Source organism: Desulfatibacillum aliphaticivorans DSM 15576 (assembly GCF_000429905.1).
Lineage (GTDB): Bacteria > Desulfobacterota > Desulfobacteria > Desulfobacterales > Desulfatibacillaceae > Desulfatibacillum > Desulfatibacillum aliphaticivorans.
Genome location: NZ_AUCT01000025.1, coordinates 51,430 through 73,764, shown reverse-complemented (window position 1 = coordinate 73,764; position 22,335 = coordinate 51,430). Strand labels below are relative to the sequence as shown.

The 22,335-nt window shown below is 53.3% G+C and carries 16 protein-coding genes; 12 read left to right on the top strand and 4 right to left on the bottom strand.

The features are described from left to right. Nucleotides 1–7 precede the first annotated feature (7 nt). Nucleotides 8–2,254: a sensor histidine kinase gene (locus G491_RS0120285; protein WP_012610064.1), complete on the bottom strand. Its 2,247-nt coding sequence runs from the start codon at nucleotides 2,252–2,254 to the stop codon at nucleotides 8–10. 48 nt (nucleotides 2,255–2,302) lie between these two features. After that, the gene (locus G491_RS0120280; RefSeq protein WP_012610063.1) at nucleotides 2,303–2,890 is read right to left on the bottom strand and encodes a DUF4390 domain-containing protein; all 588 of its coding nucleotides are present in this window, start codon (nucleotides 2,888–2,890) and stop codon (nucleotides 2,303–2,305) included. Nucleotides 2,891–3,275: 385 nt separating this feature from the next. Between G491_RS0120280 and rpsF the strand changes: the two genes are divergently transcribed. From rpsF to G491_RS0120230, 10 genes are all read left to right on the top strand, one after another. Beyond that, on the top strand, nucleotides 3,276–3,848 hold the full coding sequence (rpsF, locus tag G491_RS0120275) for a 30S ribosomal protein S6 (protein ID WP_028315871.1): 573 nt from the start codon (nucleotides 3,276–3,278) through the stop codon (nucleotides 3,846–3,848). Beyond that, a complete protein-coding gene (gene rpsR, locus G491_RS0120270) occupies nucleotides 3,848–4,096 on the top strand; it encodes a 30S ribosomal protein S18 (RefSeq protein WP_012610061.1) in 249 nt (82 codons plus the stop codon). The genes rpsF and rpsR overlap by 1 nt, the downstream gene beginning before the upstream one ends. A 21-nt stretch (nucleotides 4,097–4,117) precedes the next feature. Beyond that, a complete protein-coding gene (locus tag G491_RS0120265; protein WP_028315870.1) occupies nucleotides 4,118–5,113 on the top strand; it encodes a DUF2232 domain-containing protein in 996 nt (331 codons plus the stop codon). Further along, nucleotides 5,094–5,540, top strand: a complete 447-nt coding sequence (rplI, locus tag G491_RS0120260) for a 50S ribosomal protein L9 (protein WP_012610059.1) — start codon at nucleotides 5,094–5,096, stop codon at nucleotides 5,538–5,540. Before G491_RS0120265 ends, rplI begins: the two co-directional genes overlap by 20 nt. A 288-nt stretch (nucleotides 5,541–5,828) precedes the next feature. Next, entirely contained in the window at nucleotides 5,829–7,205 is a 1,377-nt protein-coding gene (gene dnaB, locus G491_RS0120255) for a replicative DNA helicase (protein ID WP_028315869.1), read from the top strand. 31 nt (nucleotides 7,206–7,236) lie between these two features. Beyond that, nucleotides 7,237–8,316 (top strand): tRNA preQ1(34) S-adenosylmethionine ribosyltransferase-isomerase QueA, encoded by a 1,080-nt coding sequence (gene queA, locus G491_RS0120250; RefSeq protein ID WP_028315868.1) that lies wholly within the window; start codon nucleotides 7,237–7,239, stop codon nucleotides 8,314–8,316. Nucleotides 8,317–8,379: 63 nt separating this feature from the next. Beyond that, nucleotides 8,380–8,865: a metallophosphoesterase family protein gene (locus G491_RS0120245; RefSeq protein ID WP_028315867.1), complete on the top strand. Its 486-nt coding sequence runs from the start codon at nucleotides 8,380–8,382 to the stop codon at nucleotides 8,863–8,865. A 92-nt stretch (nucleotides 8,866–8,957) separates the two neighbouring features. Next, the gene (locus tag G491_RS0120240) at nucleotides 8,958–9,857 is read left to right on the top strand and encodes a phosphoribosylaminoimidazolesuccinocarboxamide synthase (protein WP_028315866.1); all 900 of its coding nucleotides are present in this window, start codon (nucleotides 8,958–8,960) and stop codon (nucleotides 9,855–9,857) included. Then, entirely contained in the window at nucleotides 9,841–10,812 is a 972-nt protein-coding gene (locus tag G491_RS0120235; protein ID WP_028315865.1) for a ParB/RepB/Spo0J family partition protein, read from the top strand. The genes G491_RS0120240 and G491_RS0120235 overlap by 17 nt, the downstream gene beginning before the upstream one ends. Next, a complete protein-coding gene (locus tag G491_RS0120230) occupies nucleotides 10,809–11,915 on the top strand; it encodes an SPL family radical SAM protein (protein ID WP_028315864.1) in 1,107 nt (368 codons plus the stop codon). The genes G491_RS0120235 and G491_RS0120230 overlap by 4 nt, the downstream gene beginning before the upstream one ends. Nucleotides 11,916–12,267: 352 nt before the next feature. Here the strand turns inward: G491_RS0120230 and G491_RS0120220 are convergent, their stop codons facing one another. Together G491_RS0120220 and G491_RS0120215 are read right to left on the bottom strand one after the other, a co-directional pair. After that, entirely contained in the window at nucleotides 12,268–13,404 is a 1,137-nt protein-coding gene (locus G491_RS0120220; protein WP_028315863.1) for a CaiB/BaiF CoA transferase family protein, read from the bottom strand. 300 nt (nucleotides 13,405–13,704) lie between these two features. Continuing rightward, nucleotides 13,705–15,561 (bottom strand): class I adenylate-forming enzyme family protein, encoded by a 1,857-nt coding sequence (locus G491_RS0120215; protein ID WP_248635459.1) that lies wholly within the window; start codon nucleotides 15,559–15,561, stop codon nucleotides 13,705–13,707. 265 nt (nucleotides 15,562–15,826) lie between these two features. On the opposite strand from G491_RS0120215, the gene G491_RS34285 reads away from it, so the two are divergent. Together G491_RS34285 and G491_RS0120200 are read left to right on the top strand one after the other, a co-directional pair. Continuing rightward, nucleotides 15,827–17,329 carry a TetR/AcrR family transcriptional regulator gene (locus G491_RS34285; RefSeq protein ID WP_028315861.1) on the top strand — a complete coding sequence of 501 codons (1,503 nt, stop codon included), beginning with the start codon at nucleotides 15,827–15,829 and terminating at the stop codon, nucleotides 17,327–17,329. A gap of 1,563 nt (nucleotides 17,330–18,892) precedes the next feature. Further along, nucleotides 18,893–22,159 carry an SUMF1/EgtB/PvdO family nonheme iron enzyme gene (locus G491_RS0120200; RefSeq protein ID WP_028315860.1) on the top strand — a complete coding sequence of 1,089 codons (3,267 nt, stop codon included), beginning with the start codon at nucleotides 18,893–18,895 and terminating at the stop codon, nucleotides 22,157–22,159. Nucleotides 22,160–22,335: the final 176 nt, after the last annotated feature.

Sequence of the window (22,335 nt, the reverse complement as noted above, 5' to 3'; positions counted from 1 at the left end):
TCCTTGACTATTCCACGGGGAATTCCACGATAAACCGGGCGCCCTTGGGATGGTTGTTTGCCACGCGAATGGCCCCCCCATGATCCGTCACAATCGTGTTTACAATGGACAGGCCCAGGCCTGTACCCGCTTTTTTAGTGGAAAAATACGGTTCGAACAAGCGGACTTTTTCTTCAGCGGTGATGCCCTTGCCCGTATCCGCAACTTCCACTCTGACGGTTTTCGCTCCGGGATTGTACTTCACGGAGACGTGAATGGCGCCCGGGCCCTCAATGGCGGCGATGGCGTTGTCCACCAGATTGATCAACGCCCGTTTGATCTGCCTGTGGTCCAGCATGAGCCTGGGCGTATTTTCATCCGCGCTCAGCTCAAACCTGATTTCTCCGGGGCTTTCCAGGTACGGAACCATGGCTTCCGCCGTCAGCGCCGGCAAATCGCATGGAGTGGGAGCCGGGGACGGAAATCTTGCGTATGCGGAAAACTCATTCACAAGATTCCGTATGACGTCCACCTGTTCAATAATAGTGTCCGTGCATTTGCCGAACACCGGATCGTCCACCTGATCCTGGAACTTCCGGGCAAGCCTCTGGGCTGACAGTTTAATGGGCGTAAGGGGGTTCTTGACCTCATGGGCCACTCTGCGGGCAACCTCCCGCCATGCAGCCAGCCTTTGAGCCCGCTCCAGCTCGGTCAGGTCGTCAAAAACCACCACCATGCCCATGTCCTGATTCTGATCGTCCACCAAAGCGGAAACATGGACCAAAAAGCTCCTGGGGCGTTCGTTCACGATCAGTTTGACAGGGATTTCCAGGTAGTTTTCGCCGGACATCTCGAGCTTTTCAAGAGCTTCCTCCACCACCAGGGTGTACTCGCCCGAAAGCATGTCCTTGTAAGAACGCCCGAGAATATCCTCGCCTCGAATCCCCAGCATCTTTTCCGCGGATGTGTTGATGGTGGCGAATCGCCCGCTGTCGTCCAAAGAGATGACCCCGGCGGAAACGTTTCGCAGCACAACCTCCATATACACCCGGCGATTTTCTATCTCCGTGTTCTGCTCCGCCAGCCTGAGAGCCGTGTACTCCAACTGCTCCCGGCTCATGCGCAGGTCCCGGGTCATCTTGTTAAACGCGTCCACCAGACTGCCCATTTCGTCGTCGGCGATTTTTAGAAGGGTGAATTCCAGGTCTCCGCCGGCAACCCTTCGGGTGCCTTCCGCCAGGTGGGCAATGGGCACGGTCAGGGTTTTGGCCAGATGAAATCCGAACCAGATGGCGCAAAAAAGCACCAGCATGGCCACAATGGACAAGGTGATGTACAAATGGGACTCAAAGGGGTCCTTTAGAATCTGGGTTTGGCGGTAGGAATCCACGCCGTCTTTGATGGAGGTCAGATTTTTGGACAGTTTGGCGGGCAGGAGGGTGGAAATCGCCACAAAACCGGCCGCCTTCTTGCGGGTTTCCGAAAACGGAATGGGCCCGATGGTTCTAACCAGTTCGCCATGGGGAAGCGATACATTAAAGGTATAGAATTTTTTCTCTTCCGAATCCCCTTCCTTCTGCAAGTCGGCCAGCTTTAAAGGGGGCAGGGCGCCGGAGTCCGTAAACAGGTCCGAAGAAAACGCAGTCAATGCGGCGTCCGGTCCGTAAATCTCCACCGCATCCAGGTTGAATTCCCGCTGGGTGATGACCACGTAGTGACTGAGGGCCTTGTTCCTGTCGGGGTCCAGGTAGTTCTTCGCTTTTACCTGATAGGCGACCCGCTGGACGAAAAATTCGTGATTGGACTCCACTTGTTCGTACAATTCCCGGCCCACTTCCAAAGAACTTTCCAAAGAATTGAGCACAGGGACGTTAAACCACGACGTGATGCTGTGGCTGATGAAAAGGAGCGAAAAGAAAAACAAAACCGCCGTAGGCACGATGGACAGGGTGATGAACGATAAAGCCAGCTTGGTTCTAAGTTGGGAGCCAAGCACCCTGCTTCGCCGTTCGTACAGCAGCTTGACCACGTTGCGAACGACCAGGAAAAACAGGATGATAACCAGCAGCAGGTTGATGTTGATGATGATGAACATCAGAACAGTGCTGGAAACCGGTATGGACTTGCCGAACTGAATGCCCCGGGTCTGGGCGTAGGTGAGAGCCGCTATGAAAAATATGATGAGGACCGCCAGCACCCATTCCCGGCGGCGTTTTTTTCTCTCCGCATCGGAAATGTTTTTAAACCCTTTGGTATTTTTCAGCTTTAGCGGCATGGCGACAGGCTCTGGCTATGGGTCCAACGGCCATTTTGCGACCGGAGTTTAATACATAAAATCAATCGTATACCACTTGGTTTCAAAGTCCCAGGCGGACACGAAAAAAAGCACATAATGAAGATACAAAGGCAACGTGACCTTGTCCAGTTCAGCTTTAGCCTGCACTTGGTATTTATGGCCTTTTTCCAGCTTGTCCAGGGCTACGATCTTCAAGCTGTCGACCTCGGACATGGCCTTTTTGGCTTCGGAAAAATCCCGGGTCACCAAAGGAGGGCCTTCCTTTTCCGAGCGGACTACGGTGAACTCTTTTTTCAGACTGTCATAGGTGATGGCGTGGGTGATGGTGAGATCTGCGATTTCCTTGTCCATCCAGAAACTTCTATGGCGGGATAAGGAAGCGAATATGGAAAACGTGGTGGGAATGCCGGTTAGGATAGCCTCTTCAATATCCTTGGTGAAACATCCTTCCAAAGTCAGATATATCAATAAGTCGTCCCGGGTGTTGGTCACCACAAAGTCCGTGATCCTCGCTTCTTCGGCCAGGGCTGGCGCAGGCCATGCGCTGGTCAGGCACACAAAGGCGACAAGGGCGCATATGATCGTCTTGATGTTATGGGAAATCTTGAATGTCAAAATATAAAATCAGCCTTTATTCCATACGAAGATTTCATCTGGCTGGATCGGGGTCCAGGATAAGAAGCCAGCCGATGTTAAAGATATACGGGGTAAGGTTATATCAATAATCCTCTATACATGAAGGCCCAATCCATGGCAAGGCCTTTTCATCCCTTATACATAGTCGGGCTTGGTTGGGTAATGGTGACGCATATACCGCTTCTTTATTAAAGTAATAATTGTCGCGCAGGTAAAAATGCTCCAAAATGCTTGACACAGCCGCGCCCTCCGTGTAACAAGGCTTCTTTTGGCATTCCCGCCAAAAGAAAGGGGCCAGTACGCCCCAAATATTAGATCCTTGCTCTTTTTATTGTAAAAAGGGCTATATCCGAGAGGAGGAACGATGAGAAGGTACGAAACTATTTTCATTTCGGATCCTGATCTTCCGGAAGACAACAGAGCAACGTTGTTCGAGAAGATGCAGGGTTTGATTGCGGAACACGACGGCTACATAGCCTTTTTTGACGAATGGGGCGCCCGAAAGCTCGCCTACGAAGTCAAAAAGAAGAAAAGAGGCTATTACGTCCTCATGGATTTCTGCGCGGAAGGAAGCCTGATCGCGGAAATGGAGCGCATCATGCGCATCGACGATCGGATTCTCAAGTTCCTCACCATCCAGACGGAAGAGGAAGTGGACCTGGATGCCGTGAAGGAACAAGTGGCCAAGGCCAAGGCTGAAAAGGAAGCCGCTCAGAAAGCCGCCGCCGAAAAGGCCGAAGCCGCCAGGCTGGAAGCCGAAAAGGCCGCTGAAGAAGAAGCCGCCAAGGCTGCGGAAGCCCCGGCCAAAGAAGCTCCGGCTGCAGAAGCCCCGGCCGAAGAAGCTCCGGCCGAAGAAGCTCCGGCTGAAGAAGCTCCGGCTGAAGCCCCCGCCGAGGAGCCCGCCGAAGAACCGAAATCCGATGAGGAGGATGCATAATGGCTTTTAGAAGAAAAAGAAGGTTTTTCCATCGCCGCAAGGTTTGTCGTTTTTGTGCTGATAAGACCCTGGAGATTAATTACAAGGATCCCAGGACCCTGAAATATTTCACTACGGAACGGGGCAAAATCGTGCCCAGGCGCATCTCCGGAACCTGCGCCAAGCATCAGCGGGCTCTGACCACGGCCATCAAAAGGGCCAGGGCCATTGCTCTGATGCCTTTTGTGGGCAACACCCCGGACGCTTAGGGTTGGCCTGAGAGGAACAGGATGACGGCAATCCCCGGAGTAAAAGCTTCCGGCAGGGATCTTGCCATGGGCATTCTGACCACCGGCGTCTTTCTTGTCGCGGCCATACTGCTGGGCAGGTTCTCAACCGCTTTGGAACTGATCCTGCCCGCGCCCATGGTTTATTACAGGGCGGTTTACGGAAGATTCAGCGCGGTCATGATTTTGGCCGGCGCCGCTGCTTTCGTCGCCCTGTTCGGCGCCGATTACATAGCCGGCGAAGAAGTCGTCACCTATGCCAGCATCCTTTCCCTCGGCGTCATTATCCAGGAATGCCTGGAAAAAGGCTTAAGCCTTGAAAAGACGACGGTATACAGCCTTGTAGGCTTTATACTGATTTGGGGAGCCGCCCTGACATTGATTCAAGGCGACTCCTTTCGGTACGAAGCCCAAGGGCAGGAGGAATTTCAGAGATTCGAGGAATTGGTTGCTTCCATCCAGGGCCCCGAATTCCTGAAACAGATACAATCGGAACTGACTCAGGAGCAGCGCCAATCGTTAATAAGAGCGATTAAGCGGGTTTACCTGGGTGCGGTTCTGGCCTCAGTCATGCTCATCGCCTGGCTGAATATCTGGTTTGCAAGGTTAATTTACTTGCGAATGGGATGGCCCTATCCCGACTATGTTCCATTCAGGGAATGGAAAGCGCCGGATCACTTGGTTTGGGTCGCTATCGCCTGCATGGGCGGACTCATTTTCTTCCAGGGGACGGCCATCAACGACATGGCCCTGATCGTGGGCATTTTGGTCATGGCCGTCTACATGCTTAACGGGCTGGCCATCGTCTTGTTTCAAATGAACAAGTTCCGTATTCCCGGACCTCAGCAGGTTCTCATCATCTGCGTGGTCTATGTCATTGCATGGCCCATCGCCATGCTCATGCTGGCGGGTCTGGGATTATTCGACCTGTGGGCTGATTACAGAAAGCTCCAGAAAAAAGGTTTTGCGGAGGACGACAATGAAGGTGATATTAACTGAAAACATAGATTCCCTGGGTCTCATCGGCTCCGAAGTGGCGGTGGCTGACGGATACGCCAGGAATTACCTGCTTCCCAAGAAAAAGGCTGTGCTCGCTACGGAAGCCAACCGTAAGGTGGTGGAACTCAAGCGCGTCAAGTGGGAAGCCAAAATAGCCAAAGAAAAAGCCCTGGCCGAAGAAATGGCCAAACGCATTGAGGGCGTCAAAGTCACCCTCAAGGCCAAGGTCAGTGAAGAAGACAGGCTTTACGGCTCCATTAAAGTCAAGGACATCCAGGATGCTCTGGCGGAAAAAGGCGTTGAAGTGGAAAAGAGCATGATTCTGCTCGCAGAGTCCATCAAGACCCTGGGAACCTTTGAAGTGCCCGTTCGCGTGTTCGCCGGCGTCAAACCGGAAATTATCGTGGAAGTGGTTCCCGAAGACTAAGAGCCCTGCCTTTAGTCCTTTTTTGACTGGATTGCATCATATCAGCGGTGCGCCCGGACTTCCGTCTGGACGCACCGCTGTTTGTTTCCAAGGCCGCTCCCTGCTGCATGGCGTTATTGACGGAAAACAGATTGTCCAATGGATTGTTTTTTGCTACCATCGCCTAATCCGCTTCAGGCGAAAAATTCAATTAATTTCCGCTTGTTTTTACTTATATCCTAAGTGATAACAGTATGTTATTAAGGATAGGCTCGCTCAAAATACAATTTTGCCTTTAGGAGACCGCCGTTGGCAGCCAAAAACAAGGACCAATCCCTGACCAAACTCCCCCCTCATAATATCGAGGCGGAGGAATCCATACTCAGCGCCATTCTGCTGGATAATCAGGCCTTGCTGGAAGTGCAGGAAATCCTTAGCCCCGGCGACTTCTATCGGGACGCCCACGCTAAAATTTATTCAACCATGCTCAGGCTGTTCAGCCAGAGCGAGCCTGTGGATTTGGTGACCATCGCCAACAAGCTCCAGGAGCAGAAGGAAATGGAAGCCGTAGGCGGGGCCGCCTTTCTGTCCAGGCTGGTCAACTCCGTGCCCATGGCCGCCAACTCGGTGTATTACGCCAATATCGTGCGGGATAAATCCTTGCTGCGCAGGCTTATTTCCAGTGCGTCGGATATCGCCACCAAGGCCTATGAGGACAAAGGCAACGTGCGCGAGGTGGTGGATTTCGCCGAAAGCTCCATTTTCGCCGTGGCTGAGGAAAAAGGCGGCACGTCCATGAGTCAGTTGGGCGGCCTGATCAACTCGGCCCTGGAATCCATCGCCAAAAGAGCGGAAAACCGGGCCCTGATCACCGGCGTGGACACCGGCTTCTCCCGCTTGAACACCTTTACGGCCGGATTTCAGCCTTCGGACCTTATTATTCTGGCGGCGCGCCCCGGCATGGGCAAAACGGCCTTCGCCCTGAACATCGCCCGCAACGCGGCGGTGATCGGCGGAGCTCCGACCCTGGTGTTCTCCTTGGAAATGTCGTCCGACCAGCTTTGCCGGCGTCTTTTATGCGCCGAAGCCCGCGTCAACTCCGCCAACCTGCGTTCCGGATTTTTCGCCCAGGACGATCATTCCAAGCTGGTTTCCGCGGCCCATCAATTGTACGAAGCCCCGATTTTTATTGACGACTCCCCGGTGCTCACCGCCATGGACGTTCGGGCCAAGGCGAGGCGTTTGAAAAAGGACAAAGGCCTTGGATTCGTGGTTATCGATTACGTGCAGCTCATGAAAGGCCCGCCCGAGGCGGAACGCCGCGACCTGGAAATTTCCGAAATTTCCCGATCCCTCAAGGCCTTGGCCAAAGAGTTGGAAATCCCGGTTCTGGCCCTGTCCCAGCTTAACCGCAAGGTGGAGGAGCGGAGCGACAAACGCCCCCAGATCGCCGACCTTCGCGAGTCCGGCGCCCTGGAGCAGGACGCGGACATGATTATGTTCATCTACCGGGAGGCGGCGTACAGCCAGGAGGAGGGCGGCTCCAACAGCGGCGAGGCGGAAATCAAAATCGCCAAGCAGCGCAGCGGGCCCACGGGCAAGTTCACCCTGTATTTCAACGCCGACTACACCCGGTTCGATAACCTCAGCGCCGATGCAGGCGCCCCGGCCCAGAACGGCCAATAACGTCCCTGGCGCGCCCGACTTGAAGAAAACAATGACCGAACCGACCCAAGATTTTTATTCCCTGGCATCCTACGATTACGAGCTGCCCGAAGAGTTGATCGCCCAGGCGCCCGCTGAAAAACGCGACGCTTCGCGCCTTCTCAAGCTGGACAAGAACACCGGCCAGACCGCCCACCTGCAATTCGCCCAGGCGGCGGACCTGCTTCAGCCCGGAGACCTGATGGTGGTGAACGACACCAAGGTGACGCCCGTTCGCCTCTTTGGCAAAAAAGAGACCGGCGGCAAGGTGGAGGCGCTCATCATAGATTACCGCCCTGTGGCCCAGGCCGGCCCGGGAGAGCCCTTTGCCTGCGAATGCCTGGTCAAGGCCTCCAAACGCCCCAAGCCAGGATCCCGGCTGCTATTTGACAAGGGCCTGAAAGCCAAAGTCCTGAAGGCGGAAGACCGGATTTGCCTATTGGAATTCACGTGTCCCACGGAGCCGGGAGCGGTGCTGGACGACATCGCGGCCATCCCCCTTCCTCCCTATATTCGCAGGGACGGGGACGCGCCCCCTTGCAACGACCGGGAGCGGTATCAGACCACCTACGCCCGCCATAAGGGCGCCGTGGCAGCCCCAACCGCCGGGCTGCATTTTACGCCCGAACTGCTGGATTTCATCCAGGCCAAAGGCGTGGAATTCGTCCGCATCACCCTGCATGTGGGGTATGGAACCTTTATGCCCGTGCGCGTGGACGACGTGCGAAAGCATAAAATGCATTCCGAATTCTACGAAATCAGCCCTGAAGCAGCCCAGGCCATCAATCATGCCAAGGATCAGGGCCGCAGGGTCGTGGCCGTGGGCACTACTTCCGTCCGCACCCTGGAATACTCTTCAAAAAAAGAGGGCAGGGTGGTTGCGGGCTCCGGCATGTGCGATTTGTTCATCATGCCGGGCTTCCGTTTCAACATCGTGGACGCTTTGATCACCAATTTCCACTTGCCCCAATCCACATTGCTCATGCTGGTTTCCGCCCTGGCCGGCCGGGAAAACATCCTGGCGGCCTATCAGGAGGCGGTCGCCGAGAAATACCGCTTTTTCAGCTACGGCGACGCCATGTTCATTGAATAATTGATTGACATACTGGGGCCAAGCCCGCATAAATAGAGTTTTCGATTTTTGCGAGGAGAAAACATGACAAAGATCGGCGTAATATCAGACACTCATATGCGGATGCCCAACGAACGCATGTTTCGCTTGGCGGAGCGTCAGTTCAAGGACGTTTCCATGGTGCTCCATGCCGGCGATCTGGTAAGCATCCGGGTGCTTGACGCGTTTATCGACAAGAAGGTCGTGGCCGTGTGCGGCAATATGTGCGAACGGGACTCCACCCAGGTTTTAAGCCCCAAAGAGGTGATTACCGTGGAAGGCGTCCGCATCGGCCTGATTCACGGGCACGGCTCCAGGACCGGGCTGGAAGACAGGATCTTCAAGGAATTCGATGATGTGGAGGCCATTGTATACGGCCACACCCATTCTCCGGCCAACCATTTGAAGCAAGGCGTGCTCATGTTCAATCCGGGCGCCTTCACTTCCTACAGCATGGGAACGGAAACCGGAACCGTAGGCGTTCTGACCGTTGATGAAAAAGGGATCTCCGGGGAAATCCTTCCCCTGTGATATTATTTTAACCCGCATTGGCTTCTGTATAGCCGCGGGATGGGTTCAGCCCCCCGAAACCCGACGTAAATGATTATAAGAGGAGACACATAATGGCAAGCAGCGTATGGCAAACCGAATTGCCGGACCTTCCCGAGCCCAAACGGGGCAAAGTTCGCGATATGTACGACCTGGGCGACGCCTACCTGATGGTGGCGACCGACCGCCTGTCCGCCTTTGACGTGATCATGCCCGATCCCATCCCGGACAAGGGCAAGGTCCTGACCCAGATTTCCCTGTTCTGGTTCGACGTCATGAAAGACATCGTGGATAACCACGTTCTCACCGCCAAGGTGGATGAGTTCCCGGTCAAGTGCAGGCAATACGCCGACATCCTGGAAGGCCGCAGCATTTTGGTGAAAAAAGTGCAGCCCCAGGCCATCGAATGCGTGGTGCGCGGTTACATTTCCGGCTCCGGCTGGTCTTCGTACAAAAAGTCCCAGAGCGTTTGCGGCATTTCCCTGCCCGAGGGCCTGAAGGAATCCGAAAAGCTGCCCGAGACTCTCTTCACCCCCTCCACCAAAGCGGAATTGGGCGAGCACGACGAGAACATCTCCTTTGAACAATCCGCCGAAATCGTGGGTCAGGAAACCGCGGAAAAACTCCGCGACCTGAGTCTGGCCATCTATACCAAAGGCGCAGACCTGGCCAACGAAAAGGGCATCATCATCGCCGACACCAAGTTCGAGTTCGGGGCCGCGGACGACGGCCAAATCATCCTCATTGACGAGGTTCTGACCCCGGACTCCTCCCGGTTCTGGCCCAAGGATCAGTACGAGCCCGGCCGCGCCCAGGACAGCTTTGACAAGCAATTTGTGCGGGATTACCTGCTTGAGATCAAATTCAACAAGCAGCCTCCCGGACCCAAATTGCCTCAGGAAGTTCTTGATAAAACAAGGGATAAGTATCTCCAAGCTCTGAAGCTGCTGGCGGGCGATGCATACTCCATATGAGACATATTGGCTTGCCCTGGATTCCATTGACTCCCAGGATCTGACTTTCAAGATCAGCTCCGCCGGAGATGATGAAAGCCTGAAACGTTCCGTGGAATCCCTGGGCTTGATCAATCCGCCCCTGGTGCAGGAGTCGGGCGGCGGCATGCACCGGGTAATCTCCGGGTTTCGCCGCGTGGACGTCTGCCGCGAACTGGACATGCGCCGCATCCAGGTGCGCGTGGTGGATCCCCTGACTTCGGATCAGGAATGCGCCGTGCTGGCTGTGGCGGAAAACGCCGGCCAGAGGGAATTGGATATGTTGGAAACCTCCCGGTCCCTGGCTTTGCTGGGGGCCGGGCTTCCCTGGAAGGATAGGGCGGACATGATCAAGGACGCCCTGTTCCTTACGGAGCCACCCAATCAGCGCCGTATGGAGCAAGTGGAGTCCTTGTGCTCCATGCATGAAGAAATCCTTGAGGGCGTTAAAGAAGACGCCATCGCCTTTCCCATCGCCCTCAAACTGCACGAAATGGAAGAGGCTGAGGCCCTGGCCTTCGTCCGATTCTTTCGGAGCCTGGCCCTCAGCCTGGGCAAGCAGCGCGAAATCCTGACCCTGGCTGTTGAAATTGCCGCCCGGGACGACCTGTCGTGCAAGGCGGTACTGGAGTCGGATGAAGTCGCCGCCATCCTGAACGATGCGGATAAGGACATGAATCAAAAGGCCAGGGAGGCGAGGGCGCTTCTAAAGAAAACCCGTTTTCCCCAAATCACCCGTGCGCAAGAGGCTTTTGAGGCTGAGGTGCAAGGCTTGAACCTGCCCAAGGGAGTGCGTCTGGACCCTCCCGCGAATTTTGAAGGGCAGGTGTACGAGTTAAAGTTCTACTTTAAAAATATCAACGATCTTATAAAAAACCATAATGTTATAATCGAGATCGCCGAAAAGCCCGGCCTGAGGAAAATCCTGGATCGATGACCCTGACCGCTAAAAATATCCGCACCGTATACATTGACCAGGACGTGCAGGATCTGCCCAATATCCAACCCATCCTGGACTATTTCCAGGGCGTCCCCCGGGAAGTCGTGGACGGCCCCACCGCCGTTTTCCGGCGCGTGGCCGAAGCGCCGGACCCCATTTCAGTCGCCAAGGAAGTATTGTTTCTCACAAAAAACAAAGGCGCTTTCGTCCGCAAATGCCCGGGCACCAAGGAATACACCTGCTGCGGCTACCAGATTCTGCACATCGGAACCTTTTGCACCATGGATTGCTCCTATTGCGTGCTCCAGGCTTATTTCCACCCGCCGGCGCTTCAGTTTTTCGTGAATCACGAAGACTTGTTTAGTGAATTGGATCAGGTTTTGGAGTCCCGAAACCCGGAAATCCGGCGCATCGGCACGGGCGAGTTCACGGACAGCATGATCTGGGAGCCTTGGTCCGGCCTTTCCCACCGGTTGGTGGAGCGTTTCGGCAGGCAGGACCACGCCGTTTTGGAGTTAAAATCCAAAACCGTGAACATCCAGGGCCTGGACAAGCTGAGTCATAACCGGAAAACCATCATGGCTTGGTCCGTGAACACTCCGGAAGTTATTGCAACCCAGGAGCGCAACACCGCGCCTCTCCACGCCCGGCTGGCGGCCGCCGCCAAATGCGAGTCCTGGGGATACCCCCTGGCGTTCCATTTCGATCCTATGGTGATTTACCCCGGTTGCGAACAGGAATACGAAAAGGTTGTGGACCTGATTTTTGACCACGTATCGCCTGAAAACGTGGTCTGGATCAGCCTGGGAACCTTCCGGTTCATGCCGGATTTGAAAGCAGTTATCGAATCCCGCTTTGAAAAATCCAAAATAGTCTACGGCGAGTTCATTACCGGCCTGGATAACAAAATGCGCTACTTCAAGCCCTTGCGGATCAAACTTTTCCAGGTCATGGCCGCAGCCCTTAAAAAACGGGCGCCCCAGGCCGCGGCGTATTTCTGCATGGAGGACGATGAAGTCTGGCGAAAATCCTTTAACCAGACTCCCGACTTGCCGTCCCTGCTGGACCAAAGCGCCCAACGGGTCTGCTTTATAAAGTAAAAATGAGCCCCCGAGGGGCTTCTCATACGCGGAGGCCTCCTATCAGGGGGCAAGCCAAAGCCACCCGTTATACAGGTGGTTGATTAGTCTTTGTTTACGGCGTGCTTCCCAAGATCACCCATTCCGTGGGGTTTCTGGATAACTTGTCTACATTCATTACGGAAAAGGGGATCAATCCCTCCGACTATTACTATACTGACGTGGAGCAGGTAACGGAATCCGAGTTGTATTTGAGGACGGTCCTGAAAGACGAGTAACAGCAGCGGAGAATAGAACTATAACAAAGGCCGTAACGCTTTGCCGTTGGAGCAAGCGATACGGCCTTTTTGTTTGTCATTGAGAAGTTAAGCCTCTACGCCACATCTCCATTTTCACGGAGTTTGGCGATTTCTTCCGCGGAAAAGCCGCAATCGGTCAATACGGCGTCCGTATCCTGGCCAACCTTGGGAGCGCTGTTGGTCAGTTCCGCCTCCGTTCTGCTGAAACGCGGAGAAGGAGCGGGCTGCAGCACGCCGTCCAGTTCCACGAAGGTTTTCCTGAGCTTGTTATGGGGATGCTCCGGGGCTTCGCTCAGATTGAGGACCGGGGCGAAGCAGACGTCCGAACCTTCCATGATTTCGCACCATTCATCCCGGGTTTTTTGCTTGATAACCTCGGCGAGTTCCACCTTCAACTCCGGCCATGCGCCGAAATTCATCTGGTTTCCGAACTTATCCCGGTCCAACTCCGCTTTTTGCAAAAGCAGTTCATAGAACTGGGGTTCGATGGAACCGAGGGAAATGTATTTGCCGTCCTTGGTTTCATACGTATCGTAAAAATGGGCGCCGCCGTCCAGCAGGTTGACCTGGCGCTCCTTGTCGTTCCACATGCCCAGATTTTTGAACGTGAAAAACATGGCCATGAGGGTGGCTGCGCCATCCACCATGGCGGCGTCCACCACCTGCCCCTTGCCGGATTTTTGGGCTTCCAAAAGTGCGCAGACCATGCCGAAAGCCAGCAGCATGCCGCCGCCGCCGAAGTCGCCAACCAGGTTCAAGGGCGGTACAGGCGTCTGCCCCTTGCGGCCGATAGCGTGAAGAGCGCCCACAAGAGAGATATAATTGATGTCATGCCCGGACGCCTGGGACAAAGGCCCCTCCTGGCCCCATCCCGTCATGCGGCCGTATACCAGCTTGGGATTCACCTTCCAGCAATCTTCCGGCCCCACGCCCATGCGTTCGGCCACGCCCGGCCGAAATCCCTCAAAAATGGCGTCCGCTTTTTCGCACAGCTTAAGAACGACTGCCTGGCCTTCCGGGTTTTTTAAATTTACTGCGACGGATTTCCGCCCCCTGGCAAGCACGTCGCCGGGCAGGCTGCCAAGCCCGGAAGGACCGGTGCGTTCCACGCGGATGACGGTCGCGCCCATATCGGCGAGCATCATGCCGCAAAAAGGTCCGGGGCCGATGCCGGCCAGTTCAATGATTGTAATCCCTTCCAAAGGTCCCATGTCACGTCCCTCCTTCAATCTCCGAAAAAATCGCAATCCGATTTTACGTCTTTAATTGTTTGTAAATTAAAGTTTTATTTTCACACCTGATGGTTTGTGTGAACCTCCAAGACAGACAGGCCCCGGACGGACGATTCTATCGATAAAAGGCAAATCATCCGGCCGATGAGGTACAATACCCTGAAAGGCGCCGTAAGTGCAAGCAGGATTTCCTATATTTTGTTTCCAACAATTGTTGGATAAAAGATCAGGGAATCGCCTCCTGCCTATAAGGCCAGCCAAGCCTTGCCGTTTCAGCTTTTAAGCGGATTGACTCAGGAGATCCTTCACCTTGGCCCGGAGAATCTTTCCCACGGGAGACAAGGGGAACTCGTCCACAAAGACCACGGATTTCGGGATTTTATATCCGGCGATCTTGCCGCGGCAATGCTCGATGATTTCCTGCTCCGTGGCCGTATCGCCGGCATGGAGTTGAACCAGGGCGCTGACCCGCGTGCCCCAATCTTCGTCTTCCTGGCCGATGACGCAGACGTTTTCAACAGCCGGGTGGGTTCCGATAACGCCTTCCACCTCCACGGGAAAGACTTTCTCGCCGCCGGTGTTGATGCATTCCTTTTTCCGGTCCAACAGGCGGACTTCGCCGTCTTGGTCGATATAGCCCAGGTCGCCGCTCTTGAACCAGCCTCCAGCCATGGCCTCGTCAGTCTTTTCCTCGTCCTTGTAGTAGCCCATCATGATGGTGGAGGAGCGGTACAGGATTTCGCCGTGCTCCCCTTTGGGAACCTCATTGCCCAAATCGTCCACGATTTTCACCTCCACAATGGAGGCGCCTACGGAACGGTCTTTGAGGGTGGAAGGATCTGCATCGATTTTAAAGGTTGTCACGGGCGTCATTTCCGTTTGGCCGAACATGTCCGCAACCACCGTATTGGGGAAGGTCGAGAACATTTTCTTCTTCACGTCCAAAGGACAGACGCCTGCGCCTGAGATGCACACCTTGACGGAGCGCGCATCGTAATTTTTTGCGTCCGGGTGTTTGACCAGTTTTTTCCAGCCTGTGGGCACGTTGGCCAGGATGGTGGGCTTTTCGTCCTGGATGGCTTTAAAGACCCTGTCCGGGTTGAAGCTCAAGCCCGGGATCAGGATAAACCGCATATTGCCCATGAAAATTCCCGCCATGAGCATGGCGTAGGACGCGTCGTGAAACAGAGGCATGGAAGGGAACATAAAGCCCAAAGGGTTTTTGTAACGCATTTTTATCCGGCCGGGATTGTTTATGATTTTAAGCAGCCTGGAATTGATGAACTTCAAAGTTCCCTGCTTTTGCATGATTCGTTTGAACAGTTTGGTCTGCAACAGGGGCAGAGCCAGCCCTACGGCCGGAAAGGACATGTCCTCGGTGAGGTTTTTCAACTTGTCCGTGGAAAGATTCATCTTGGAAACATACACCACGATGTTGGAAACCAGGGATGCCACCATGTCCACATGGGCCTGGTACGAAAGCAGCACCCCCTTGGGGAATCCCGTGGTGCCTCCGGTGTAGATCATGACCGCGGGATCGCCAGGCTGTGTTGGGATTTGCGGATCCATGGCCGGCTCTCCGGCTACGAATTCGTCATAATCCAGGGCGCCTTTCAGCTTGGTTTTTCCCTTGCAGATAAAATGCTTGATGGCGGTGAGGTTGGGCGCCGCCTTTTCCACTTCCTCGTTCCAGGTTTCGTCAAAAAGAAAGATTTTGGCGTCGCAATGATTGGCCTGAAACTCAATTTCTGGGGCCACAAGCCGGTAATTCATGGGCGCCGGTATGCCGCCTGCCTTCTGGATTCCAAGGTTGATTTCCACGAACTCAGGCGTGTTGTGGAACATGAACGCGACTTTGTCGCCTTTTTTTACGCCCAGGCGAATAAAGGCCTGCGCCGCTTGATTGGTCCGGTTGACAAGCTGCTCCCACGATACGCGGACGTCTCCGTATACGATGGCTTCTCTGTCTCCCTTGTAGCTTGCTGCGCCGGCAAGGCTGTCAGCAATGATGTTGGAAGAATACTTTCCCATTTGCGCCTCCACAATCACATTTGGGGGGAAGGATAAAAACTGGCCGCCAATAATCCCAAGGCAATGCACGGAGCGGCCGGGGGTGAAATTGTACCGATCGTTCAAATATACAGCCTTCCTTAAAAAAAAGCCAGCATTCTTCCGATCTTTATCAAGAAACTATTTGATAACACGCCTTGAATATGAAATCTATGGCTCAGGGGGGATCTCGCCCGGTTGGAGAAAAAATCCGGCCTGGACGAATTTAAGCGGTCGGCGGAGAATCAATCTTCGCCAAGACCTCCGGGAAACATTGAGCGCCTTATAATTTAATCGTATTTTGGGATCAGGCTTTGATGCAGGGTGGAAATACACTGAGAAAGAGATAACCATGACCCCTTCAGGAAGAAAAAAAACAGGACCGGCCAAACCCTCCAAGCGCCAGCAAAAGACCGAGGCCACCAGAAAGCGGATAACGGACGCCGCCAGACAGGTTTTCACCAATTACCCCTATGACGCGGCCAGCATCAGGATGATCGGCCAGGAGGGGGGATTCAACCATTCGTTTGTGCGCTACCATTTCAAGTCCAAGGCCAAATTGTTCGAGTCCGTGGCCAAGAGCCTCATTGGAGAGTACTATCAGGCCTCCGGCGAAATGGTCATGGAGTTGAACGGCCCTTTGTACGAGAACACAAAGGTTCTGGCCGAACGATTCGTGGGCTACGCCTTTGACAATCCCGACGCCTTTTACATCATGATGCTGAACATGGGCGCCGTGGATAACGTCAAGGACGCCTTCCCCGGCATGGAGCATTTGCGGGGATTCCACGAAGACACCCTGGCGCTGTTCGCCGCCAGCGGTTATTTTAAGGCGGACATTAAAGATATCAGCCAGGTGTTTTTCTGCTCCAGCATTTTGCTGGCCAATTGCGTGGGAGCGGCCAATTTTTACGGCAAGGTTCTTGGTATCAATCCCAACGACCCGGAGTACAGGGAATGGGTCAAGGACTTGTTTGTGTTCGTGCTGTATCCTTCGGTGAAAAGGCTGTTTTTTGCCAAATCAAGGAAAAGCGGCCCCGACCCGCTCGGGGCGGGCAAGGGCGCCTTGCTGCACAGCGCCAGCGCCGTAAGAAAACGCATCAAGGGCGCGGCCAAAAACGTCATGTCCCTGGGGCCCACCAGCCCGGCTTTTAAAAAGCTGCTTGCCGACATCGAAAAATCCGCCCTGAGAATCCGCAAGGGAAGGATCACCACCCGGGTTCGCAGGGGAGAGACCAAAGGCCAGGCCACTCGCCGGAGGATCATCGCCGTGGCTCGCCGGGTGTTCTCCAAATATCCCTATAACGCGGCCAGCATCCGAATGATCGGGGAGGAAGGCGGCTTTGACTTCACCCTGCTGTACCACTACTTCCCCAAAAAGGCGGAGCTGTTCGAGGCGGTTACCAGTCAGTTGCTGGGCGAGTTCCGGACCGCGGTCACCGAGATCATCAAGGAGCTGGACAGCCCGTCCATGCGTGAGAACATGACCCGGTTCGTGGATAAAACCCTGGATTACAGCTTTGAAAATCCCGACGTCATGATGGGATGCATGCAGAACATCGCCCAGTTGGACAAATTCGAGGACATGCCCGGTTTCGAGCACCTCACCCGTTTCCTGATAGAATCCCTGGAGCTTTTCAAGGAATACATGCCCCTGCCCGAATCGGACGAAAGGGTGCGCATGTGGCTTTACGGCTTTGGAACCGTGGTTTTCAGCTGCGTGGGGGCGGCGTCCTATCACGCACAGGTTTTGGGCATGGAGCCCAAAGGCCCGGAATACCGGCAATGGGTCAAGGACACCCTCATGAACGTGTTCTACCCCTGCATGAAGAGTTTGCTGTTTTCCAATAAATAACAAATTGTTCCATAGAAAATAAAAAAGCCTGGCCATGCTCAGAACAAAGCATGGCCGGTTTTTTTGTTTTCCCTGACTTTGTTCCGCCGCATTTTTAAAAACTCGTTCCCATGCTTCGCGTGGGAATGCATATTGTAAGACATTGAAACCATTATTATTTCAATCACAATATTGGGTTTGATTATACCTGGTATGCGTTTTCATGGGGACTGAGGGAATGATATAATCGGTAATAAGGGATAACGATTTCCAGGGGACATGATACTTATCTCCACGTTTATGCTCCGTGAATTGTATGACGGTCGGGGAGATAAGTTCATGTCCCCGGAAATCCCCATGGAGGGGCTCAGGAGGCATTATCCTTATCCGTCATCCTCGCGAACGCGGGGATCAAGCGTCTTTGAGTTCTACTTGTTCCCATGCTTTAGTGGAAAAAAACGCTTAGTGCGTTTTTTGGGCGCCCACAGGGGGGCGCATCTACACAGTGTTTTTGGTGAAAACAGGCAAATGTGTAGTCGCAGGCCCCCGTGCCTGCCATTTTTAACTCGTTCCCATGCTCCGCGTGGGCATGAATATTATAAACTATTGAAATAGTTATGTTTAAATGTTAATATTATGTTAAATAATAACCTGTTATGCATTGCTCATGGGTCAGTGGGTTAGAAAAACTTTGTCGGGTTGAAGTCCACGAGCGTTGAGGCCGGCTTGCTGCATCCTTGGCGGATTTCGTAACCCGACCTACATAAATAATTAATTGATTCAATATGTTGACCAAGAGAAGCGTAGGTCGGGTCATGCGGAGCAAGGCATATATATGTTGCCGAGGCAGGCTTTATCCTTGCCTGTGAGGTATAACCGGCAAGGGAACCAACGCGAAGCGACCCGACGTTTTTATTGATTAGGCAACGCTTCCAACGACTTTGCTGTCGAAGAGAGTGGGAAGCCCTGGCAGAGCAGTACCTTGCCAGGGTGCGCAGCACATGTCGTTCGAACTTTCCGCTGTTGAAATTACATATTGTGAGCGGACCTGTGTTTCCGCCAAAGCCTGGGACTGGATTCCACGGGGGAATGAAGAAAGGAGAATTCCGACATCAATCATGGGCATTCCTGTCGGGTTGAAGTCCACAAACCCTGACGCCGGCTTGCTGCATTCAAGGCGGACTTCGTAACCCGACCTACATAAATAATTAATTGATTCAATATGTTGACTGAGAGAAACGTAGGTCGGGTCACGCGGAGCATGGCATATATTTGCTGCTGAGGCAGGCTTTATCCTAACCTGAGAGGTATAACCGGTAACAGAACTAACGCGAAGCGACCCGACGTTTTTTTTGGGGTAGGCGATGCTTCCAACAACCTTGCTGTCGAAGAAAATGGGTAGCCCCGGCAGAGCAGTACCCTGCCAGGGTGCGCAGCACATGTTTTAAAGCCGTTTTATTTCAATCCAACATATATCCTCATCTTATGGTTGTCATATGGCACAACCTTTTGTATAAAAATATCCGTTCCAGCCTTCATTCGAATCCATATTGTAAAACAATGCAGACTCCCGGAGATTTCACCATGTCCGATGATTTTACCATTCTTCATATTTCCGACTTGCATATTGAAAACAGTGAAGCCAAAACCTTTGATCGTTCCCTGGTTCTTGATCCCTTGATTACAAGAGTGAAAGAGGATGCGGAAAAGGGCCTTATACCCGACATCATCGCCGTGACGGGCGACATCGCCTTTAAGGGAATAAAAGAAGAATACGATCTGGCGAAAGAATTTTTTCAGGATTTGGTGGACGCCGTCAACCTGCCTCCCGAATGCCTGTACATCGTCCCAGGCAACCACGACGTCAATCGGAAGAAATACCGCCCCAAAGACATCCCCCGGTATGACGACTTGCAGGAGTTGGATGCGGAGTTGATGGAATACCGGGATGATTTACTAAAGGGCATGCGGGAGTATTTCGCCTTTGCCGCAGAGCTTTGCCCTCACCTGAAGCCTGTGGAAACGGACCTCGCCCCCTTTGTAAACATCCACCAAACTAAAACCGGCAAGAAGATTGGATTGGTTGGCCTGAACTCTGCCTGGATGTGCCGCCAACTGCCGGACGATCAGGAGGACAGGAATCAGATCGCCATCGGCCGATATCAGATAGAGCAGGCCCTAAAAGCCATGGAGGAAAAAGGAGAAACGGACGCCAACATATGCCTGTTCCATCATCCCCTGTCATGGCTGTGGCTGAAGGATAGCCGGTTGTGCGCCAACCGGCTGAACCATTTTTTTATTTTGTGCGGCCATTTGCATGACGCAGCCGGAGGCTTCGCCAATACATACGACGGGCAACTATTCAACTTTCAGGCGGGTGCAGCCTATCACAAAAGCGATTATCCCAACCGATTTCAATACGTCACTTTGGACTGGGAAAAGCAACGTGTGAATTTGGATTTTAGGAAGTATGTTTCGGAACGGGGCAAATGGGGTCCGGATTCAGACACGGCTGATGACGGCAAAAAATCCTTTGACGTACCTTATTGGAAAGAGGACGCCTCTGAAACAGTCTGCCCGGCGCTTGTGCTTGAAATCCCCCAATCTTATCTCGACTGGATCAACAACAAGTGCATATATGCGGACGCGGACCGCTTGCAGGCGGACGGAAAGGCCGTCCCCATAGAATTAATGGATATTTTTATTCCGCTGTACGGTAGTGACCCGAGACAAAAGAAGAATCCCGATCCTGAAGGGATGCGGGAGGAGCGGGAGCGCCTAAAATCCGTGGAAAGCCTCATCCCCCATCTGCCCCACATGCTTTTGGAAGGCCAGCCCGGCTCGGGCAAGACCACCCTGTTCAAGCATATGGCCTATTGCATGGCCCATGAAGAATGCCCCGAACCCTGGTTTCGGGATTTGTGCGGGCGGTTGCCCGTGCTTGTCTTTTTGAGCAGATTGTCCTCCTTTCTTCAAAAGCGCGATCCTAAAGAACCGTTGTCCGTTCAAACCATTCTGGACCACTATTTTTTTCAAATGGAAAACGTCCTGGAGTATTCGGTCATCGAAAAATTTTCAACCGCGGGAAAGGCGGTCTTTCTTTTGGACGGTTTGGACGAAATCCCGGAGAAAACCCGTAATTTGGTTGTCGAGGCGTTCAGCAATTTCGCCAATAAGTACGATGGGGTTAAATTGGTCTGGTCCGGCCGCCCTCACGGGTTGCAGGGAGACGCCCTCAATCCGTTCCGGCAGTACCATGTACAAATAGAACCTTTGAATTGGGAGCAAATACAAGAGTTCATCAATAAGTGGTTCACTTTTGTTATTTCAAAGGCATTGACCATGGGGGAGCGCACGGCCCAGGACCTTATTGCAGGCATTCAAGGCCATGAGTCCATTTCGGAACTCACTCAAAGCCCTTTGATGCTTACGGCCATCTGCCTGCTTTATTATAATGACAAGGAACTGCCCGGCCAGCGGGCTGAGCTGTACAAAAAATTCGTGGACAACCTTTTGGCCCGCCGTTTTAAAAATCCGGGGCCGGTCAAGGATTTTTTAAGCGCCTTTGCCTGGGAAATGCACAAAAAGCATGAAAAATCCGAGGGTCAAGCCTTCGCACTGGACATACTTTCCCGTTTTTTTAAATTGCAGACAGATGAAGAAAAATGGGAATACAGGCGCCGTGTGGAGGCGGAATTCAAGCGCATCGAGCCCCGCTGCGGCTTGTTAAAAAGGGATAATGGCGCCTACGGATTCGTTCACCTTACCTTTCAAGAGTATTTGTGCGCCCATTGGCTGAAAGCCAATAGCATGGATTACTGGAAGGCTGTCCAGCCTTTCTTGAATGATGAATGGTACAAAGAGGTTGTGGAGTTGCTAATAGGTCTTTTAGCCGAGGATAACCGCAAAATTTCCCATGCCATTGTTAATAAATTGCTTAATTCGGATGACGTGGAACCTTTTTACCAGTGGCGTTTGGCCGGCCGGGCTTTAAAAGACATGCATAAAAACGCACGAGACGGCGGACTTGTGGAATTGGCTGTGGAAAGGCTGGAAAAGGTAATTCAATCAAAGGAGTTGGCGCCTATCCCAAGGGCTGACGCGGGGGAGATTCTGGGGCGCCTGGGGGACAGAAGGAATTTGGAGGCCTTTGTCAGGATTCCAGGCGGGACTTACCCTTATCAAGACGGTCAAGTGGAGTTGGAGGAATTTGAAATATCTCAATATCCGGTTACGAATCAATGCTACAAAAAGTTCATGGATTCCGATGGATATAAGAAATCCAAATTCTGGACGGAACAGAGGCCGTTTTGGTTAGAAGGCGTAAATGAAACACAGCCCATGCATTGGAATGAAAGGCGCTTCAATTGCCCTAACCACCCCGTGGTCGGGGTGTGCTGGTACGAGGCCGCCGCTTTTTGCAACTGGTTGACCGAATTCCAGAACGATGGATTTGTATATTCCCTCCCTACAGAGCAGCAATGGGAGGCCGCCGCTGCAGGCAAGGAAAGGCGGGAATACCCTTGGGGAGAGTGGGAGGACGGCTACTGCAATACCCGTGAGTCGGAAATTGGAAAGACTTCGGCAGTAGGCGTTTTTTCTCAAGGTGCGACGCCTGAAAAAGTCTACGACATGGCGGGCAATGTGTATGAATGGACCCGAAGCCGATACAAACCGGAAGAAGACCCGGAAGATTTTGCCATGGACGTTAAACCAGGGCAATGGCTGGTGCTGCGCGGCGGCTCCTGGGACTTCGATCAGGACAATGCCCGTTGCGCGTTCCGCGTCAGGTACTATCCGGATAGCAGGGGCGTCTATGTCGGGTTTCGTTGCGTCAGGACCAAAAAATAACCCTTTGTACTTTTACCCTTTTACCCTTTGCCTTATGCCTCCATCTTCCTAAAACGAGGCTCGGGAGATATCACCCTTGTCCGTCGTCCTCGCGCACGCGGGGATCCAGCGTCTTTGAGCACTACTTGTTCCCATGCTTTAGTGGAAAAAAACGCTAAGCGCGTTTTTTGGGCGCC

Coding starts and splice junctions, on each gene's coding strand:
- G491_RS0120285 (WP_012610064.1), bottom strand. CDS start 2,254: ATGCCGCTAAAGCTGAAAAATACCAAAGGGTTTAAAAACATTTCCGAT.
- rpsF (WP_028315871.1), top strand. CDS start 3,276: ATGAGAAGGTACGAAACTATTTTCATTTCGGATCCTGATCTTCCGGAA.
- rpsR (WP_012610061.1), top strand. CDS start 3,848: ATGGCTTTTAGAAGAAAAAGAAGGTTTTTCCATCGCCGCAAGGTTTGT.
- G491_RS0120265 (WP_028315870.1), top strand. CDS start 4,118: ATGACGGCAATCCCCGGAGTAAAAGCTTCCGGCAGGGATCTTGCCATG.
- rplI (WP_012610059.1), top strand. CDS start 5,094: ATGAAGGTGATATTAACTGAAAACATAGATTCCCTGGGTCTCATCGGC.
- queA (WP_028315868.1), top strand. CDS start 7,237: ATGACCGAACCGACCCAAGATTTTTATTCCCTGGCATCCTACGATTAC.
- G491_RS0120245 (WP_028315867.1), top strand. CDS start 8,380: ATGACAAAGATCGGCGTAATATCAGACACTCATATGCGGATGCCCAAC.
- G491_RS0120240 (WP_028315866.1), top strand. CDS start 8,958: ATGGCAAGCAGCGTATGGCAAACCGAATTGCCGGACCTTCCCGAGCCC.
- G491_RS0120235 (WP_028315865.1), top strand. CDS start 9,841: ATGCATACTCCATATGAGACATATTGGCTTGCCCTGGATTCCATTGAC.
- G491_RS0120230 (WP_028315864.1), top strand. CDS start 10,809: ATGACCCTGACCGCTAAAAATATCCGCACCGTATACATTGACCAGGAC.
- G491_RS0120220 (WP_028315863.1), bottom strand. CDS start 13,404: ATGGGACCTTTGGAAGGGATTACAATCATTGAACTGGCCGGCATCGGC.
- G491_RS34285 (WP_028315861.1), top strand. CDS start 15,827: ATGACCCCTTCAGGAAGAAAAAAAACAGGACCGGCCAAACCCTCCAAG.
- G491_RS0120200 (WP_028315860.1), top strand. CDS start 18,893: ATGTCCGATGATTTTACCATTCTTCATATTTCCGACTTGCATATTGAA.